Genomic DNA, 17261 nt, shown 5'->3' with positions numbered 1-17261 from the left:
CGCCCGACGAGGCGTCGGCGCCGGTGATTTCGCTCACGGATTGCCCCTAACGCAACACATCGCGCCGAAGTGTGGTGACGCGATGACACGCCATCGTCACGATGCCTGGGCGCCTTCGCCCGCTTCGCGGTCCTTGAGATAGATCTCGGGGATGTCGCGTTCCTGGTCGTGGAGCTTGCCCCAGATGATGGGGCGGCCCTGCTCGAGGGATTTCGGCACGTCGAGGATGCGCTGGTTCTTCGAGCCGCGGAACTGCAGGAGGGAGTCCTTCTGCGTTTTCAGGTAGCGGCCGTCGACGAGCACGTCGATGAGTTCGAGCAGTTCGCGCTTGTCCGGGGTCTCGCCGGGGCGCATGAGCTCCTCCCACGTGTAGCCGGTCCAGCTCCAGATGTCCTTGGTGTGGCCGAATTCACGGCGGATGCGCTGTGCGAGCGGCACCAGCACGGGGGTGTTGAGTAGGGGCTCGCCGCCGAGGAACGTGATGCCCTGCACCCACGGGGCCTTGAGGTCCTCGATGATCCTGTCCTCGAGCCGCTGCGTATACTCGTGGCCGGCTTGGAAGTCCCAGATGGACGAGTTGAAGCAGTCGACGCAATGGAACGGGCAGCCGGAGACGTACAGGGAGTTGCGCACGCCCTCGCCGTCGGTGACGACGAAGGTCTTGTAGTCGGCGATCATGCGATGGGACATGCGCCGGCCGTCCCATTGACCGGCACGCGGGTCGTTGGCGAGCCCGTCCGACGGCACGGAAGGGCCGCGCCCGGTCTCCCCGGCCGCGAAATCACGCCGAATCATCTCACCCATCACAACCGTCCTTCCGCCGCTCGCCGCTCCACCCGACCATGCCGTCGGACGCAAACGCCCTCACCGACCCCTCACACAACCGTAACGATACGCTCGAACGCAACCGCCGTCCGCTCCACCCAACCGCAACGTCGAGCGTAAACGGAGCGGCGGTCGCCCGCCATGCGTTGTCTGACCGTAGGCTTGGCTGCTGGGCCGTGAAATGGGCAGTCCAGTGGACTGTCCATAGGCCCAGTGAGCGGCTACGCCGCGAAGATCGGCGAAGCCGGTGCCTTGAGTGTGTCAGACAACGCATGGCGGGCGACCGCCGCGACCATACGCGAGAACGTTACTTGGCCTCTTCGAACCATTCGCGGGTCGAGCCGTCACCCAGCGTGACATGACCGGTCTCGCCGCTCATGTGCTTGACGCGGTGGGAGATCTCCTCGTGGCGGCCATGCACCATCGGGCGCTGGACCGGGTTGCCGAGGTAGCCGCAGGTGCGCTTGGTCACGTTGCACTTGTCCGGGTCGGAGTTGCCGCACTCGGGGCACTTGAAGCCCTCGTCGGTGGGCTCGAAGTCGCCCTGGAAGCCGCACACGAAGCAGTGGTCGATCGGCGTGTTGGTGCCGAGGTAGCCGATGCCCACGTTGTAGGCGTAGTCCCACACGGCCTCGAGCGCCTTCGGGTTGTCCTGCAGGCACGGGTACTCGCAGTAGTTGATGAAGCCGCCGGAGGCGTAGTACGGGAAGTCCTTCTCGTAGTTGAGCTTCTCCATCGGGGTGGGCTGCAGCCACACCGGGTAGTGGAAGGAGTTGGTGTAGAAGTCGTGGTCGGTCACGCCTTCGACGCGGCCGAACTTCTCGCGGTCCATGCGGTTGAAGCGGTCGGTGAGCGACTCGGCCGGCGTGGAGTACACGGAGTAGTGGTAGCCCTCCGCCTTGCTCCACTGCTTGCACAGTTCGCTCATGCGCTTGACGATGGACAGCGCGAACTCCTTGCCTTCCGGATCCCAGCCGTGGTCGCGGATCCAGTTCTTGCCGTAGAACACGGCGGTGGTCTCCGCCAGACCGATGTAGCCGAGGGACACGGTGGCGCGCTCGTTCTTGAACAGGGCGTCGACGCTGTCGTTGGCGCCGAGGCGGCCGAAGGCGCCGAAGCGGAACAGGGTGGGCGCGTTCACCGGGGTGGCCTGCTTGCAGCGCATGATGCGGAACTGCAGGGCCTGGTGGGCGATCTCCATGCGCTCCTCGAACAGCTTCCAGAAGCGTTCCTTGTCGCCGTGGGATTCGAGGGCGATGCGCGGCACGTTCACGGAGACGACGCCGAGGTTCATGCGGCCGTCCTCCTCGTCCTTGCCGGTCTCCGGGTTGATCCAGCCCTGCAGGAAGGAGCGGCAGCCCATCGGCGCCTTGAAGGAGCCGGTGATCTTGACGATGTTGTCGTAGAACACGACGTCCGGGTACATGCGCTTGGTGGCGGACTCGAGGGCCAGCTGCTTCAAGTCGTAGTTCGGGTCGCCCGGGTCGGCGTTCACGCCGTGACGCACGGTGAACACGAGCTTCGGGAAGATCGCGGTGTGGTGCTCGCGGCCGAGGCCGCGGATGCGGTTGAGCAGGATGGCGCGCTGGATCTCGCGGGAGAACCAGTCGGTGCCGAGGCCGAAGCCGACGGTGACGAACGGGGTCTGGCCGTTGGAGACGCGGTTGGAGTTGATCTGGTACTCCATGGTCTGCATGGCGTCGTAGATGGCCTTGCGGGTGCGGATCTTGGCGAGGATCTCGCGCTCCTGCTCGAGCTCGTCGACGTCGGTGTGGAACGGGGTGTCCATCGGCAGCGGCTCGCGGCCCTTCTCGAAGTGGAGCTTGGACGGCTCGTTGGCCTTCGCGTTGGCGACCTGGCGGCGTGCGAATTCGATCGGCATGTCGTCCGGGATCATCTCGCGGGCCTCTTCGAGGAACTTCTCGTAGTCGAGCTTCGCGTAGCGGGCGAGGTGCTCGTCGGCGCGGTTGGCGGTCTGGCCGCCGTACTGGCTGGAGGCCACGTCCTTCATGATCTGGGTGATCTGCGTGGCGGCGATGGCGATGGACTTCGGGGAGGCCATCGGGGCGTTGCCGAGGGTGAAGCCGTTGGCGAGCATGTCCCAGAAGTTGGGCAGCGAGCAGTTGGACTGCGCGGTGAACGGCGAGTAGTCGGCGTCGTGGAAGTGGATGTCGCCCTTCATGTGCGCGTTGGACACGGCCGGGGGCAGCATGTTGAACGCGGCGGCCTTGGAGACGGCGCCGGCCAGCAGGTCGCGCTGGGTGGCGTAGACGTTGGCGTCCTTGTTGGCGTTCTCGTGGATGAGGGTGGGGTCCTGGTTGATGAAGCGGGACACGGCCTCGTTCACGTCGGTGGCCTTCGCGCGCTCGATGTCCTTGTCGAGACGGTACGTGGTGTAGGCGCGGGCCACGTCGTACAGGTGGGCGCCGATGAGGGCGTGCTCGACGAGGTTCTGGATGTCCTCGATCTTGGCCGGGCCGGCGTAGCGCTCCTTGATCTCGCCTTCGACCTGGTCGGCGAAGCCGCGGATGAGCTTCTCCTCCTCCGGGCCGACCTGCTTGTCGAGGTCGCCGAAGGCGGCCTTGACGGCGGAGATGATGTTGATGGGGTCGAAGTCGACGATGCGGCCGTCGCGCTTCTCCACCTGCACCTGACGGCCGGCGTTCCTGGCTGCAGTGGTCGTGGTATCCAGCACTTCGGTCTCCATCTCGCATCTCCATCCCGGGGCGCTCGGCCCCTTGTTCACAACTCGATTTCCAAGGAAAACGCACCCCCACCGGGGCCTGCCGTTTCCTTGGGCCTCAGATACTGTACGGCAACCCCGACCCTATATCTAGTCGCGGCGCGCCGGAGAAACACTAGCGGTAGTGGTTTTTCGGCGGAATGACGCCAAATCACACCTGTGTGATTCGTGTAACAATCGCCGGCGCCCGCGTGTCGCGACGGAGTCCGGGCGAACGGATGGAACCGCCATGCGGCGCGGCCATGCAGCCCCCTCCGCACGGCCATGCACCGGCCCCGTCCGGGCGGGCCGAAAGCATGTTTCCAGCCCGCCCGGACAATGGGGACCAAGAAGGGGCCTGGCCGAGATTCGACCGGCCGAACCGTTGCATGGGGAGCCCGGCGGGATTCCCGCGGGCGAGGCGGGAGGGCGCGCCGCGAAAGCCAGATATCAGTCGAGGTTGGACTGCGTCCCCGCGGTGTCCGCCGTGGCGGCCTGGGCGTTCTGGGCGGCGTCGAGGCGGGCGCGCACGTCGTTCAGCAGGCTCTGCGCGCGCTTGGCGAGCGCCTCGCCGATCTCCCACTGACGCATCGACTGGTCGAGGTTGAGCCCGCCGGCCTCGAGCGCCTGCACGGCCTGGATGAGCTTGTCGCGCGCCTCCTCGTACGGCATGTTCGCGATGGCCTCGCGCTCCTTGTCGGTGAGGGTGGAGGCGGGAACAGCCGGGGCGCCCGCGGCGCCCGCCTTCGCGGACTTCTTCGCGGTGCCGTCCGTCTTGTCGGCGGTCTTGTCGGTCTTGTTGGTTTCGTCGGTCATGATCGCATCCTTACGTGTTGTGGTGTTCGGTTTTTCCGGTCCATACGGGGCCTTCGAGGCCCCGGCGTCCGCCGGCGGCGACGTCAGTCGGCGGTGGCGGTGACGACGCCCCTGCGCAGCGTCAGGGTGAGTTCGTCGCCGGCCTTCACCTGCGAGGCGTCGTCGAGCACGCGCCCGTCGGCGGACTGCACGACGGCGTATCCGCGGTTCAGCGTGGATTGCGGGCTCAGCGCGGTGAGCGAGGCGTGGGCCTTCTCGATGGTGAGCGAGGCGTCGTCCACGATGCGCCTCAGGCCGATGTCGAGCCGGCCGAGCGCGTCGTCGACGAACCGCTGGTGCGGTTCGAGCATGGTGAGCGGGCGGGTGAGGCTGGGACGGTTCGCATAGCCTTCGACGAGCCTGATCTCGTTGTCCACGCGCGCGGAGATGCGCATGCGCATCTGCCGCACGGCGTTGTCGACGAGCTGCCACTGCTCGCGCACGTCCGGCACGACCTTCTTCGCCGCGTCGGTGGGCGTGGAGGCGCGCAGGTCGGCGGCCAGGTCGATGAGCGTCCAGTCGTCCTCGTGGCCGATGGCGGACACGAGCGGGGTCGCGCACGCGGCGGCCGCGCGCACCACGCCCTCGTCGGAGAAGCCGACCAGATCCTCGAACGCGCCGCCGCCGCGCGCCACGATGATCACATCGACCTCCGGGTCGGCGTCGAGCCGGCGGATGGCGTCGATGATGTCGGGCGGGCACTGCGCGCCCTGCACGTGCGCGTGCAGCACCTTGAAGCGCACGGCCGGCCACCTGAGGTTCACGTTGGTGATCACGTCACCCTCTGCGCGCGCCTGCGGGGCACACACCAGACCGATGCACTTGGGGAATTCGGGCAGCGGCACCTTGCGGTCCGCGTCGAACAGCCCCTCGCCTTTGAGCTTCCTGCGCAGCTCGTCGATCTGCTCCTTGAGCCCGCCGGCGCCGATCTTGCGGATGTCGTCGCCGATGAAGCTCAGACGCGTCTGCTTGACCCAGATGTCGGCACGGCCGTGGATGACGACCCGGTCGCCCTGCCGGAACCGCGAGGCCGCGGCCGCGAACCCGCGCCAGCCCGACACGGAGATGGCGACGTCCTCGAAGTCGTCGCGCACCGTGAGGTAGGCGGAGCCTGCGCGGCGCGTGTTGATCTCGGTGATCTGCCCGCAGATCCACGCGGCCGGCCATTTCGCCACGGCGGTGTGGAACTTCTGGCTGAGCACGCTCACCGGCCACGGGTTCTCGGCCGTGGTCTCGGCGGCCAGACGCGGCAGCTGGTCGAGCGGGCGCGGGCGGCTCAGGTCGGGCGCCCCGCCCCCGGCGACGGGGGCGCCCGCCGCACCGGGCCCCATGCCCCTCGTTGTGGCGTTCATCTCGTAACTCATGGACACCATGATAAGGTCGCGTCCACGAACCGGTAGATATCTACCGGTTTTATGCGACGCCCAGCGTGGCGAGCAACGCCCTGTGGTCGGTTCCGGGGATGCGAACCGTCTCCGTGCGCCCGGCGGCGACGTCCCGGTCGACGACCACATGGTCGATGCCGGCGAAGACGGGCGGCAGCAGGCCGCGGTCCGCCGGCCAGGTGAACGTGAACCCGTGCCCGCCCATCCGCGCGGCGTCGCGGAACCGGTCGCCAAGGAAACCGCGGAACGGGGCATGGTCGTAGGTGGCGTTGAAGTCGCCCATGAACACGTACCTCGTGTCCGTGTGGGCACGCATGGCGGCGAGCTCGTCGAGCGAACGGCGCCACCGCCCCCAATACCCGGGGACGGGCGCGGTGGTGTGCACGGAGACGAAGCGCACCTTCACGCCGCCGGCGAAGGCGACCGTGCCGCCGGGCATGAACGAGGCGCTGGAGTTCACGTCGTCGTCCGACGGGCTGATGAGCGGGGACGCGGACCACAGGCCGTTGCCGTACACGCCGTCGGAGCTGGAGACCTTCGCATAGGGCAGGTAGTCGCCGATGCCGGCCTCCTCCAGCGCGGACACGAACGCGTCGGTCGTCTCCTGCAGGGCGAGCACCTCGACGCGTTCGTCGCGCACCGTGTCGACGATGGCCCGCGCGTCGGCATGTCCTTTATATACGTTGCAGGTCATCACGCGCGCATAGGCGTCGCCGGTGACCGCATGCGCCTGCCCGACCGCCGCGTCCGCCGCCGGGGTCAACGCGGTCGTCGGGTGGAAGAACGGGTACTGCCACCACACGTTCACGGCGAACGCGGCGACGGCGACCAACGCGACGAGGAACCGCCGCGACGCGATGGCGCCCATCAGCGCGATCACGGCGAGCAGCGCGAACCACGGCGTGGCGGAGACGAGGATCGGGACGAACGGCAGCGCCTGCCATGCGGACGGCAGGGCGCGGGCCGCGACGGCGATCGCGGACAGGGCCGCGCAGGCCGCGGCGAATACGCCGAGCACGCGGTGGCGGCGCGCGCCGCCTTTCGCGAGGACCGCCGCCGAAGAGCCGGAACGGCCACGTCCGGAAGAGCCGCCGCGACCCGCCGCTCCCCCGCGGCCTCCTCCCCGGCCGGAACGCGCGCCGGACTTCGACGTGGACCGTACCGTCGGCTTCGACGCGGAACGGACGCCCGGACGCCCGGAAGAGCCGGAACGCGTCTTCCCGCCCGACGAACGCCCCGCGGACGGTTTCCGGCCGGACGACTTGCCGGACGACCCGCCGGACCGACCGCCCCCGCCGGACTTCGCCCCCGCGCGTGCGAGCAGCTCGCGCCTGGCATCGGCCCGCGCCTCGTCGCGGGTGAGGTATTCGCTTCGGTTCCGTTTCGCCACGGCCCTCCCTTTCGACGCATGCAACCTTACCGCGCGCGGACGCATCAGGGGCGTTCGCGAATCCGATGGGAGGCGAATCTCGACATTCGCCACGCGATTATCCCCGTTCGTGCACGTCGGGGCGCGAACGACGTGTACAATGTATCGCTGTCGCCTCGGTAGCTCAGGGGATAGAGCACCGCTCTCCTAAAGCGGGTGTCGTCAGTTCGAATCTGATCCGGGGCACGATACAACCCCTTGGAACCTGCGATTCCAAGGGGTTTTCCGTTCGTTCAGCCGCGCCGTTCCTCGGCGGCGACGATCAGGCGGCGCAGTCGTCGCACCTTCTCCTCGAGTTCGGCGATGCGCGCCGACTGCTCCCTGATGATCCGATCCTTCTCGTCGGCGTCGTTCCATCCCATATGCTCCAAACGGTCACCCTCCCGATTCCGATCCGATGGGTCTCCGTCGGTTCCACCCGACCCATCTTCCATGCCGCGCCCCATCATCGCACATCGAACTTGGAACGTTCCATCCGGCGACGTCGCAAACGGACCGGACAAGGACCGCAACACACGCGTGGTGTAGGCTCGTGGGCAATATCCGCATGGACGCGGCGGGGCATGCCGCGCAAGAGGGAGGCCGATGATGACCATGGATGCTGCGGGCTGCGGCACGGTGACCGCGCCGGAACTGGGGCTGCCGGAGAAATCCGTGATTCCGAAGGCGAAGGGGACGTTGCCGAAGGCCCTGTTCGCGGGCAGGGGTCCGTTGTCGAACACGCTGAAGCAGCATCTCGTGCATACGGTCGGATCCATCCACATGCTCGCCCTGTTGCGCCCGGCCAACGCCGGGGTCGGCGAGGGCGCGCACGTGAAGGAGATCCTGGTGCTGGGCCTGCGCCTGAACGGCGTGGACACGGCCGTCCCCGCCGACGTCGTCGATCACATCGCGGCGCAACGGCCGGGCAGCGGCGTGCTGTTCGTATGCGTGCGCGACGGGCATCCCTGCTCCCCCGAAAACGAGGGCGGTGGTTCCGGCGCGAAAGGTCGCCCCACCGGCGGCGACGCCCCGGGCAGGACCGTGGAGCAGTGCGCATTGGCCGTGCGACGCAAGGTGCCGGGCAAGGCCGGGCACACCGCGCGGTATGCCGTGCATGTCTCCGACTGGGCGAATCCACGCGACATGCTGCTGGAGGTCACCGGTGCGGACATGGACGAGGTGTGGGAGTCGCTGTGCTCGCAGGCGATCCTCGGCACGGCCGACCACGCCGACCTGGATGCGCGGCTGGTGCGCCGCGACCGCATCGTTGCGCTGCGCGCCGAGGAGGCGAAGCTCGTGCGCGACCATGCGCGCGCGAAGAACCCGGCGCAGCGCAACGAGGCGTTCTCGAAGCTGGGCAAGGTGCGCGCCGAGCTGAAGCGCCTCGCCGAATAGGACGCGGAACATACGAAAAAGGCGTTCCATCCGAAACGGATCGGGTGGAACGCCTTCATTCATGGACGCGACGCGTTCACGCCACGTCGTCCCGTCTTCGCGACGGGTCCTGCCGGACAGGAAGGGCACGGCCCGTCGCGAGGCGGAAGGATCACTCGGCCTTGTCGCCCTGGGCGGCGGCCTGCGCGGCGGATTCCTCGGCGGAGGCGATGATGTCCTCGGCCGGGACCGGGTTGAAGTGGTCCCAGATGAAGAACACCAGGCCGGCGAGGAACATCAGACCGCCGGTCCACAGGTTGATTGGCAGGCCGGTGGTCTTGGCCACGTCGGCGGCCGGGTCGATGAGACCCACGGCGAACACGACGATGCCGTAGACCACGAAGATCATGCCGAGGATGCGGCGCAGGTCGGAGCGGTGCGTGGAGCGCACCATCTCGGCCTTCTCCTCTTCGGTGAAGTACTCCTTCTTGCCCGCAGCCTCCTGCGGTGCAGTTTCCTGAGTCATAATCACTCCTCAAAAATCGCTTGTTGACTGTTGGCTGGTGCGGATCAGAAGAAGATCGCGTACTGGATGACGCTGATGACCAGGGCGAGGATGCCCAGGAAGATGGTCACGTGGTTGTCCTTGCGCTCCTTCTCGACGGCGGCCGTGCGGGCGGCCTTGTCGAGGACCTGGCCCTTGTCGTGGGCCTCGGCGTCCTCCATGATGTCGTAGCGGAAGTACTTCATGCCACCGGTGGCGAAGGTCAGGCCCTCGATCTCGGAGTCCGGCTTCGGCTTGGTGAACAGGCTGACGACGATGGCGACGACCATGGCGGAGGCCAGGGAGATCTCGGCCTGGTACAGGGTGCCGGAGGTGGCGGTCGGGAAGATCGGGCTGCCGTCGGCCACGGACTTGAGGTACCACAGGTAGACGCAGAACGGCGCGAGGATGCCGACCACGTAGCCGGCGGTGGCGCCCGCCGGGGTGATGCGCTTGAAGAACAGGCCGAGGATGAACACGGCGAACAGCGGCGAGTTGAAGAAGCCGAACAGCACCTGCATGTAGGTCATGATGTTGCCGAACTGGGACGCCACGAACGCGGTGCCGACGGAGATGAACACGCCGACGATGGTGATGACGCGGCCGGCCTTGAAGTAGTAGCTATCCGGCTGGCCGGGCTTGATGTAGTCCTGCAGCAGATCGTAGGTGAACACGGTGTTGAACGAGGAGACGTTCGCGGCCATGCCGGCCATGAAGGAGGCCATCAGGCCGGTGACGGCGATGCCGAGCACGCCGGACGGCAGGTACATCTGGATGAGCTTCGGGATGGACTCGTTGTAGGTGAGCGCGCCGGAGGCGAACTGCTTGGAGAGCACGGCGGCCGCGATGCAGCCGGGGATGATCACCAGGAAGCCGACGAACAGCTTCGGGAAGCAGGCGTAGATCGGGGTGCGGCGGGCGGCGGTCATGTCCTTGGCGGAGAAGGCGCGCTGGACCTCGGTGAAGTTGGTGGTCCAGTAGCCGAAGGAGATCACGAAGCCGAGGCCCATGACGATGGTGAACCAGTCGGCGCCCATCGGGTTGGTGACGTTGCCGATGCCGGTGCCCTGCCAGGTGCTCAGGTGCAGGTCGCCGATGCCCGGGGTGGCGGCGAGCGAGGTCTTCAGGCCTTCCCAGCCGCCGATGTTGCGCAGGCCGACGACGGTCAGCGGGATGAGGGCGGCGAGGATGACGAAGAACTGCATGACCTCGTTGTAGACGGCGGACTTCAGGCCGCCGAGGTAGGTGTAGACGAGCACGACGACGCCGGAGAAGATGATGGCGGCGATCTGCGACCAGCCGAGCATGGCCTCGATGATGATGGCCATGGCGTACAGGTTGATGCCGGAGATCAGCAGCGTGGAGGTCGCGAAGCACAGCGAGCAGACCAGATGCGCGCTCTTGCCGAAGCGGCGGTACATGAACTCGGGCACGGAGCGCACGCCGGAGCCGTAGTAGAACGGCATCATGAAGATGCCGAGGAACACCATGGCCGGGATGGCGCCGATGATGTAGTAATGCAGCGTCGACATGCCGATCTGGGCACCGTTGGCGGCCATGCCGAAGATCTCGGTGGCACCGAGGTTGGCGGCCATGAAGGCGATGCCGGTGATCCACGCCGGCATGGAGCGTCCGGCGAGCAGGAAGTCGGTGCTGGACTTCATGCGACGGCCGGAGATCCAGCCGATGGCGATGACCACCACGAAGTAGAACACGAGAATCGCGTAATCGATGGGCTGTAGGCTCAGCTTGATGCTGCTTTCCGCAGCGGCCAACACTGTCGTCGGCATATATCCTCCCTCTTTGGAACCGCCTTGCCGGCGTCCAAACCTCACTGTTTTGTGACCGCTCACATCCCGTGTCGTCGTCGATGGCTTCGACTTCGGAAGCGGGTGATCATCACGTTTCATATGTCCGGCTTGCGCTGTGCCGGAACCTATTCAACGGTGCTTTAAACTAGTACGATTCGGACGACACGCAACCGCTTTCCGCCGGCGTTCCGCCGTTTCGCCATCGCCGTGAATGATACTTTCGCGATTCGCGACACCACGGGAACCCAATGTTCGCAAGGATTATTGAGAGCGCTAACAATGATGCAAACGCTGCCAACGAAAACAAAAATTGCAACCAAATCGTTATCTTTGGGCATATGCGCAGACCGTGTCGAACATCATCGTCCGTCACGGACCACGGCCGGAACGTCCGACCGTTCCGCCCCACGGCGGTAAACGTCATCCACGGATCGCGATGACGGCATCCCGTTATGAAACCGGTTGCAAAGGATGGGTGCGCGATGCGGTCGCGGCACGGACGGGGATGGACGGACCGAACGGCCCGCACGGGCCATGCGACCTCACGGACCGGATGCCCCCGACGGCCGCATGGACGCCGGACCGAAGACCTGGGTCAGAAACCGAGGCGGGTGCGTCCGAACTGGTCGAGCCAACGCAGGATCGCGCCTTCGCGCAACGCCCACGGGCAGATCTCGATCTCGCGGATGTCGAGCGCCTTCATGATCTCGTCGGCCACGATGCCGCCGCCGACGATCTGCAGCGTGCGCTCCGGCGTGATGCCCGGCAGGGCGACGCGCTGATCCGGTTCGATGGCGGCGAGACGGGGGATCCAGTCCTCCAGCTGCTCGCGCGTCATGACGAGCGTGTCCTCACGGCCCGGCTGGCGCAGCACGGCGCCGGCGAGACGCGCCAGCGAGCGGAACGTCTTCGACGTGCCGACCGCATGGTTCGGATGCTTCGATTTGGGGAACGCCTCGACCATCGGCTCGAGGATCCGGCGCACCTGCCTGCGCGCCTCGTCCAGCTGTGCGGCGGTGGCGGTTCCCTCGGGCAGGAACTCCTTGGTCACGCGGCCGGCGCCCGCCGGCGCGGACAACGCCACGGTCGGCTCCTCGTCGGAGCCCATCGCCACCTCGAGCGAGCCGCCGCCGATGTCGAGCATGAGCAGGCGCCCCGCGTCCCAGCCGTACCAGCGGCGCGCCGCGAGGAACGTGAGCCTCGCCTCGTCGGTGCCGGACAGCACCGTCACGCCCTGGCCGATGCGCTCCTCGATCTTGCGCAGCACCTTGTTGCCGTTCGGCGCCTCGCGGATGGCGCTGGTGGCCATGGCGAGCAGCTGCGTGATCTCGTATTCCTCGGCGAGCCTCATGCCCTCGTCGACCGCCTCGAGGATCGCCTCGATGCCGGCCTTCCTGATCGAACCGTCGTCCTTGAGGTACTGCATGAGGCGCACGGTGGTCTTCGTACTGGCCTCGGGGTCGGGGCGGGCGCCGGGCGCGGCGTCGACGATGAGCATGTGGATGGTGTTCGACCCGATGTCGAGCACGCCCAGACGGGTGGTGTGTGAATGCAGGTTGACCATGGGTGGGGTGTGTTCCGTTCCTTCTCGTTACTCGTTGCCGTGTTTCGCGCGGCATCTCCGTGCGGCACCGACGCGTGGGGGCGTCACGCGCGCAGCGTGTCCAGCCAGCGGCCGACCCTGTCGAGCCCTTCGGCGAGCGCCTCGCGCGAGGCGGCATAGCTCAGCCGCACGTGCGTGTCCGCGGTGGCGGCGCCGAAGTCGCGGCCCGGCGTGAGCGCCACATGGGCCTCGTCGAGCGCGCGTTCGCAGAACGTCCAGGCGTCCAATCCGGTGGAGGTGATGTCGAAGTAGGCGTAGAAGGCGCCGTTCGGCTCCACCTCGACGGGCAGGCCGATGCGTTTGAGCCCGTCGATGACGATGCGGCGGCGGGCGAGCAGCTCCCGGCGGCGGCGTTCGCATTCGGCGAGGCTGTCCTCGGTGAAGCAGGCGAGCGCCGCATGCTGGGTGGGCGTGTGCGCGCACAGGTAGTAGTTGGTGGCGAGGTCGTCGACGGCGGCGAGCACGGCGTCGTCGTCGGGCATGACGGCCCATCCGAGCCTCCAGCCGGTCATGCCGAAGAACTTGGAGAAGCTGTTGCACACGATGGCCCCGTCGTCGCAGGCGAGCACGGACCTGACCTCGGTGCCGTCCGGCTCGCGGTCGGCCAGGTCGAGGTACGTCTCGTCGACGATGCGCCAGGCGCCGTGGTCGCGCGCCCAGTCGCACACCCCGCGCAGCGCGTCGAAGTCGATGGTGGTGCCGGTCGGGTTGGACGGGGAGGTGATCATCACCGCCTTGGTGCGGTCCGTCCAGTGCGCGGCCACGAGGTCGCGGTTGAGGTGGAAGCGTGTGGCGGCCGAGGTGGGCACGTCCACCACCCTGCCCTCGAAGCTGTTGACGAGTTCGCGGTTGCATGGGTAGGACGGGTCGGCGATGACGACCTCGTCGCCCGGGTCGACGGTGAGCGCGGTGGCGAGCAGCAGGGCCGCCGAACCGCCGGAGGTGATGACGATGCGTTTCGGGTCGATGTCGAGCCCGTGGCGGTCCCGATAGAAGTCGGCGATGGCACGGCGCAGTTCGGGCAGGCCCATCGCGGCGGTGTAGGGCAGGGCGCGGCCGTCGTATTGTTCGCGCATCGCGTCGCGCACGGCCGGCGGCGCGCCGAAATCGGGTTCGCCGAGGCTGAGTTTGATCACGTCGACGCCGTCCGCGATCATGCGGTCGGCCTTCTCGCCGAACACCATGGCGCGGAAGGGCTGCGCCTCGCGGGCGCGACGGGACATCACGGGAGTCGCGGGCGTGTTCGTCGCCGGCGCGGGCTGCTTTGCTTCACCACTCATACGGCCCGTTGTATCGGCAAGACGCGACACGCCGCCGGGAAGGTCCGGCAGGTGGGACGGCCGCGCGGGCCATCGGCGGATACCATGGTGTCGGACCGAATCCTCTATCAGATCGGAGTCGATGATGAGCAGGCTGAACGGCAGACGCGCCGAGGCGACGGCGCACGGCGAGAAGGTGAACGTGGCGATCCTGGGAGCCGGCTCGATCGCCAACACGATGGCGACGACGCTGGTGAAGATGGCCGCCGACGAACGCTACGCCGGCTGGATCCACCCGTACGCGGTGGCGGCGCGCGACTACGGCAGGGCCGAGGACTTCCGCGCGAAGTACGGTTTCGATAAGGCGTACGGCTCCTACGAGGAGCTGGCCGAGGACCCGATGGTGGACCTGGTGTACATCGCCACGCCGCACAACTTCCACGCCGAGCAGGCGATCCTGTGCCTGAAGGCCGGCAGGAACGTGCTGGTGGAGAAGGCGTTCACCGCGAACACGGCGCAGGCGAGGGAGCTGCTGGCCGTGGCCGACGAGACCGGGCTGCTCGCCACGGAGGCGATCTGGACGCGCTACCAGCCGAGCCGGCGCATCATCAACGAGCTCATCGCGAGCGGCGAACTGGGCGACGTGCGCGCGGTGCGCGCCGAACTGAGCTACGAGCCGCACGGCCGCGACCGCATCACCAACCCGGATCTGGCGGGCGGCGCGCTGCTCGACGTGGGCGTGTACTCCCTGAACTTCATCGACATGGCCGTGGGCGCCGACCACGGGCGTTCCGTCGCGCGTTTCGACACGACGATGGTCCCGTTCGACACGGGCGTGGACGCCTCGAACTCGACCACCCTCGTCTACGACGACGGGCTGATGGCCGTGGCGACCAGCTCGCGCGCCGCAGCCTCCGACCGGTCCGGCGTGATCTGCGGCACCAAGGGCTATGCGGTGGTCGACAACATCAACAACCCGTTGCATGTGGACGTGTACGGTCTCGACCATGAGCCGGTGCGCCGCATCGACATGCCGGCGCAGCTGACCGGATACGAGTACGAGGTGGCCGCGGCCGCGAACGCCATCCTGGACGGCCGCGGCGAATGCCCCGAGATGCCGCGCGCGGACACGCTGCGCATCATGGAGCTCATGGACGAGATCCGCGGGCGCTGGGGCCTGGTCTACCCGTTCGAGAGGTAAGCTCCGGGCGGTGATGAACGGCCCGCCGGCCCTACCGCCTGCGGGCCAACGCCCATCCGAGCAGGGCGAGCGGGATCGCGCAGGCGGTGAACAGCGCCGGCAGGAACATGCCGACGTGCGGGCCGGAGGCGTCGAGGACGACTCCGGCCGCCGACGATCCGATCGAGGTGCCGACCGTGCCGGCGGTGGTCACCCAGCTCAGCCCTTCGGTGAGACTCTCCTCGGGCACCAGGTCCTTGACGATGAGATTGCCGGTCGTGAACAGCGGCGAGACGAACAGGCCGGAGACGATCTCGACGGCACCAAGGAGGACGAGGTTGTCCATCGACAGGCGGAAGCCCACGTAGCCCGCGGTGAGCAGGCACAGGAAGATCACCATGTGCGCCCAGTGCGAGCCGCGGAACGTGCGCGAGCCGAACACCACCGCGCCGATGCACGAGCCGACCGCGAACATGGCGAGCTGCAGGCCGAGGAAGCTTTCCAGCCCCATCGATTTGATGCTGGCGGTGATCGACACGTCGAACGACGTGAAGCTCATGTTGAACACAAGGAACACAACGAGCAGCGGCAATACGCCGCCGTACAGGAGCGCGCTCTTCGGCTTGGTGCCCTGCCGGCGCAGCCGGTCGAGGGACAGACGGTCGGCGTCACCGCCGCCCACGGCGCCGCCGGCCCCCACGCCGTCCGGCGCGGCCGCGACCTCGACGGCCTCCACGATGGCCGGCGGCTGCGTGGACCTCAGGGAGAAGAACACGACGCCGCCCACGCCGCAGGCGATCGTCGGCACGAACAGCTGGCTGACCGGATGCACGCTGGTGGCCAGCCATGCGGCGAGGATCGGCCCCAGGATGAACACCACCTCGTCGATGGCGGCCTCCATCGCGTACGCGGTGTTGAGCAGCTCCTCGCCGTCCCCCCGGCCGCGCAGCGCATACGCCCAGCGGGTGCGCACAAGCGCGCCGAACGAGAACTGGGTCAGCCCCATGACGACGGCGAGCGCGAACAGCAGCGGGATCGGCACGCGTACCAGCGCCGCGAACGCGAAGGAGAGCATCGCGACGACCTGCACCGCCAGCGCGATGCGGCCGACGCGGCGCTGCCCGAAACGGTCGAACAGCCGCGCATAGAACGGGGTCACGCACGACAGGGAGAACACGTAGACGGCGCTCATCGTGCCGGCGATCGTCCAGTTGTCGTACAGGTGGTTCAGCGCGAGCACGATGCCGAGGCTCATCATGGAGATCGGCAAGCGGGCCACCGCGCCGGAGACGCAGAAGGCCTTCGTGCCGGGGATACGGAACAGGCGGGCGTACGGGGAACGCGACCGCGCGGCGGCGGCCCGGCTCATGCGCGCGCCTCCTCGGCCTCGATTCCGTTTCCGTGGGAGCCTTCGCCCGTCCGTTCATCCACGGATGTCGGCTCCACGTCGCCCTCGTAGATGCCGGTGCCTGTCCGTCCATCCACGAATGCCGGCTCCACGCCGCCCTCGTAGATGAAGATGTCCTCCCCGTCGCCCACATGCTCGCCGGGATGGTCCTTGGCGTAGCGTTCGGCGACGCGTGCGAGCCCCTTGTGGTCGTAGAAGCCCACATCGCAGCTGGAGTCGGTGTGCAGATAGTAGCGGTTCACGCCGGCGCGCGCGAACGCGTCGAGCATGTGCCGCCAGAGCGTGCCGCCCACGCCGTGGCCGCGCGCGGCGGCGTCGACGAGGAACAGTTCGACCTCCGCCCGGGCACGGTCGTTGATGGCGATGTCGTCCTCCATACGCTCCTCGAGCGCATGCCACGCCTCGGTGCGCACGAGCGCGTCGGCCCCGGCCGCGGTGGCGTCCAGTTCGGCGTTGACGCGCGCCAGTTCGCCGCCCACCCACGGGAACAGCGCCGGTTCGCCGGCGATGCGCACGAGGGTGACGCCCATGAAGGCGCCGTCCGGGGTTTCGGCGATCTCGCCGCGCGTGGCGGGTTCGAGATAGTGCAGGACGAAATGCCTGGAGGTGAGCCGTGTGATCGCCGGCCCGTCGGGTTCGTCGACGCCCCAGGTGCGGTGGAACGCCTCGACGATGGCGTCGAGGTCGTCGGCCCGGATGGGACGGTAGATGACGGCGGTGCTGGTGGTTGCGGCGTCGTTCGCAGCCATGGGTTATCCACTCCTTGTCGATGTCGTCGTGTCGCACGTGCGCCCGCCCACACATGCCCGCACGAGGGTAGCGGATCCCCCCGCTCGCGACGTTCACGGCGCGTTCCAGCCGTGGGACCCGCTGTCCCGGCCCCC

General features: G+C 67.7%; 14 protein-coding genes and 1 tRNA gene. 3 read left to right on the top strand and 12 right to left on the bottom strand.

Annotation, left to right across the window (positions count from 1 at the left end):
• Positions 1–96: 96 nt before the first annotated feature.
• The 5 genes from nrdG to GFD21_RS08905 all read right to left on the bottom strand — a co-directional run bounded on the left by nrdG (position 97) and on the right by GFD21_RS08905 (position 6805).
• The gene (nrdG, locus tag GFD21_RS08925; protein ID WP_404801575.1) at positions 97–804 is read right to left on the bottom strand and encodes an anaerobic ribonucleoside-triphosphate reductase activating protein; all 708 of its coding nucleotides are present in this window, start codon (positions 802–804) and stop codon (positions 97–99) included.
• A gap of 328 nt (positions 805–1132) precedes the next feature.
• Positions 1133–3532 (bottom strand): anaerobic ribonucleoside-triphosphate reductase, encoded by a 2400-nt coding sequence (gene nrdD, locus GFD21_RS08920; protein WP_163197623.1) that lies wholly within the window; start codon positions 3530–3532, stop codon positions 1133–1135.
• Between the two features lie 465 nt (positions 3533–3997).
• Complete coding sequence (locus tag GFD21_RS11355) at positions 3998–4228, bottom strand: exodeoxyribonuclease VII small subunit (protein WP_318643755.1); 231 nt, start codon at positions 4226–4228, stop codon at positions 3998–4000.
• A 218-nt stretch (positions 4229–4446) separates the two neighbouring features.
• Positions 4447–5733 carry an exodeoxyribonuclease VII large subunit gene (xseA, locus tag GFD21_RS08910; protein WP_163197662.1) on the bottom strand — a complete coding sequence of 429 codons (1287 nt, stop codon included), beginning with the start codon at positions 5731–5733 and terminating at the stop codon, positions 4447–4449.
• 82 nt (positions 5734–5815) lie between these two features.
• Positions 5816–6805 carry an endonuclease/exonuclease/phosphatase family protein gene (locus tag GFD21_RS08905; protein ID WP_404801579.1) on the bottom strand — a complete coding sequence of 330 codons (990 nt, stop codon included), beginning with the start codon at positions 6803–6805 and terminating at the stop codon, positions 5816–5818.
• A 524-nt stretch (positions 6806–7329) separates the two neighbouring features.
• Here GFD21_RS08905 and GFD21_RS08900 point away from each other — a divergent pair.
• Positions 7330–7402: transfer RNA gene (locus tag GFD21_RS08900), tRNA-Arg, on the top strand.
• A 47-nt stretch (positions 7403–7449) separates the two neighbouring features.
• Here GFD21_RS08900 and GFD21_RS11285 read toward each other — a convergent pair.
• A complete protein-coding gene (locus GFD21_RS11285) occupies positions 7450–7578 on the bottom strand; it encodes a hypothetical protein (RefSeq protein ID WP_263862662.1) in 129 nt (42 codons plus the stop codon).
• A gap of 223 nt (positions 7579–7801) precedes the next feature.
• Here GFD21_RS11285 and GFD21_RS08895 point away from each other — a divergent pair, with 223 nt between their 5' ends.
• Positions 7802–8593, top strand: a complete 792-nt coding sequence (locus GFD21_RS08895) for a DUF4391 domain-containing protein (protein ID WP_163197620.1) — start codon at positions 7802–7804, stop codon at positions 8591–8593.
• Positions 8594–8744: 151 nt separating this feature from the next.
• Here GFD21_RS08895 and GFD21_RS08890 read toward each other — a convergent pair whose 3' ends face one another.
• From GFD21_RS08890 to GFD21_RS08875, 4 genes are all read right to left on the bottom strand, one after another.
• Positions 8745–9098 carry a hypothetical protein gene (locus GFD21_RS08890; RefSeq protein WP_163197619.1) on the bottom strand — a complete coding sequence of 118 codons (354 nt, stop codon included), beginning with the start codon at positions 9096–9098 and terminating at the stop codon, positions 8745–8747.
• Positions 9099–9142: 44 nt separating this feature from the next.
• Positions 9143–10906, bottom strand: coding sequence for a sodium:solute symporter family protein (locus GFD21_RS08885; protein WP_163197618.1), 1764 nt, complete (start codon positions 10904–10906; stop codon positions 9143–9145).
• Positions 10907–11522: 616 nt separating this feature from the next.
• Positions 11523–12491 (bottom strand): Ppx/GppA phosphatase family protein, encoded by a 969-nt coding sequence (locus GFD21_RS08880; RefSeq protein WP_163197617.1) that lies wholly within the window; start codon positions 12489–12491, stop codon positions 11523–11525.
• Positions 12492–12574: 83 nt separating this feature from the next.
• Positions 12575–13753 carry a pyridoxal phosphate-dependent aminotransferase gene (locus tag GFD21_RS08875; RefSeq protein ID WP_404801578.1) on the bottom strand — a complete coding sequence of 393 codons (1179 nt, stop codon included), beginning with the start codon at positions 13751–13753 and terminating at the stop codon, positions 12575–12577.
• 181 nt (positions 13754–13934) lie between these two features.
• On the opposite strand from GFD21_RS08875, the gene GFD21_RS08870 reads away from it, so the two are divergent.
• Positions 13935–14990, top strand: a complete 1056-nt coding sequence (locus GFD21_RS08870; protein ID WP_163197615.1) for a Gfo/Idh/MocA family protein — start codon at positions 13935–13937, stop codon at positions 14988–14990.
• 31 nt (positions 14991–15021) lie between these two features.
• Here the strand turns inward: GFD21_RS08870 and GFD21_RS08865 are convergent, their stop codons facing one another.
• Entirely contained in the window at positions 15022–16338 is a 1317-nt protein-coding gene (locus tag GFD21_RS08865; protein ID WP_163197614.1) for an MFS transporter, read from the bottom strand.
• Positions 16335–17126, bottom strand: a complete 792-nt coding sequence (locus tag GFD21_RS08860) for a GNAT family N-acetyltransferase (RefSeq protein WP_163197613.1) — start codon at positions 17124–17126, stop codon at positions 16335–16337. The genes GFD21_RS08865 and GFD21_RS08860 overlap by 4 nt, the downstream gene beginning before the upstream one ends.
• Between the last annotated feature and the right edge of the window lie 135 nt (positions 17127–17261).

It is taken from the genome of Bifidobacterium platyrrhinorum, assembly GCF_010667645.1.
GTDB lineage: Bacteria > Actinomycetota > Actinomycetes > Actinomycetales > Bifidobacteriaceae > Bifidobacterium > Bifidobacterium platyrrhinorum.
Note: the sequence above shows the minus strand (reverse complement) of the source record. Positions and strands in the feature narration are given on the sequence as shown.

Coding starts and splice junctions, on each gene's coding strand:
- nrdG (WP_404801575.1), bottom strand. CDS start 804: ATGGGTGAGATGATTCGGCGTGATTTCGCGGCCGGGGAGACCGGGCGC.
- nrdD (WP_163197623.1), bottom strand. CDS start 3,532: ATGGAGACCGAAGTGCTGGATACCACGACCACTGCAGCCAGGAACGCC.
- xseA (WP_163197662.1), bottom strand. CDS start 5,733: ATGGGGCCCGGTGCGGCGGGCGCCCCCGTCGCCGGGGGCGGGGCGCCC.
- GFD21_RS11285 (WP_263862662.1), bottom strand. CDS start 7,578: ATGGGATGGAACGACGCCGACGAGAAGGATCGGATCATCAGGGAGCAG.
- GFD21_RS08895 (WP_163197620.1), top strand. CDS start 7,802: ATGATGACCATGGATGCTGCGGGCTGCGGCACGGTGACCGCGCCGGAA.
- GFD21_RS08890 (WP_163197619.1), bottom strand. CDS start 9,098: ATGACTCAGGAAACTGCACCGCAGGAGGCTGCGGGCAAGAAGGAGTAC.
- GFD21_RS08885 (WP_163197618.1), bottom strand. CDS start 10,906: ATGCCGACGACAGTGTTGGCCGCTGCGGAAAGCAGCATCAAGCTGAGC.
- GFD21_RS08880 (WP_163197617.1), bottom strand. CDS start 12,491: ATGGTCAACCTGCATTCACACACCACCCGTCTGGGCGTGCTCGACATC.
- GFD21_RS08875 (WP_404801578.1), bottom strand. CDS start 13,753: ATGTCCCGTCGCGCCCGCGAGGCGCAGCCCTTCCGCGCCATGGTGTTC.
- GFD21_RS08870 (WP_163197615.1), top strand. CDS start 13,935: ATGAGCAGGCTGAACGGCAGACGCGCCGAGGCGACGGCGCACGGCGAG.
- GFD21_RS08865 (WP_163197614.1), bottom strand. CDS start 16,338: ATGAGCCGGGCCGCCGCCGCGCGGTCGCGTTCCCCGTACGCCCGCCTG.
- GFD21_RS08860 (WP_163197613.1), bottom strand. CDS start 17,126: ATGGCTGCGAACGACGCCGCAACCACCAGCACCGCCGTCATCTACCGT.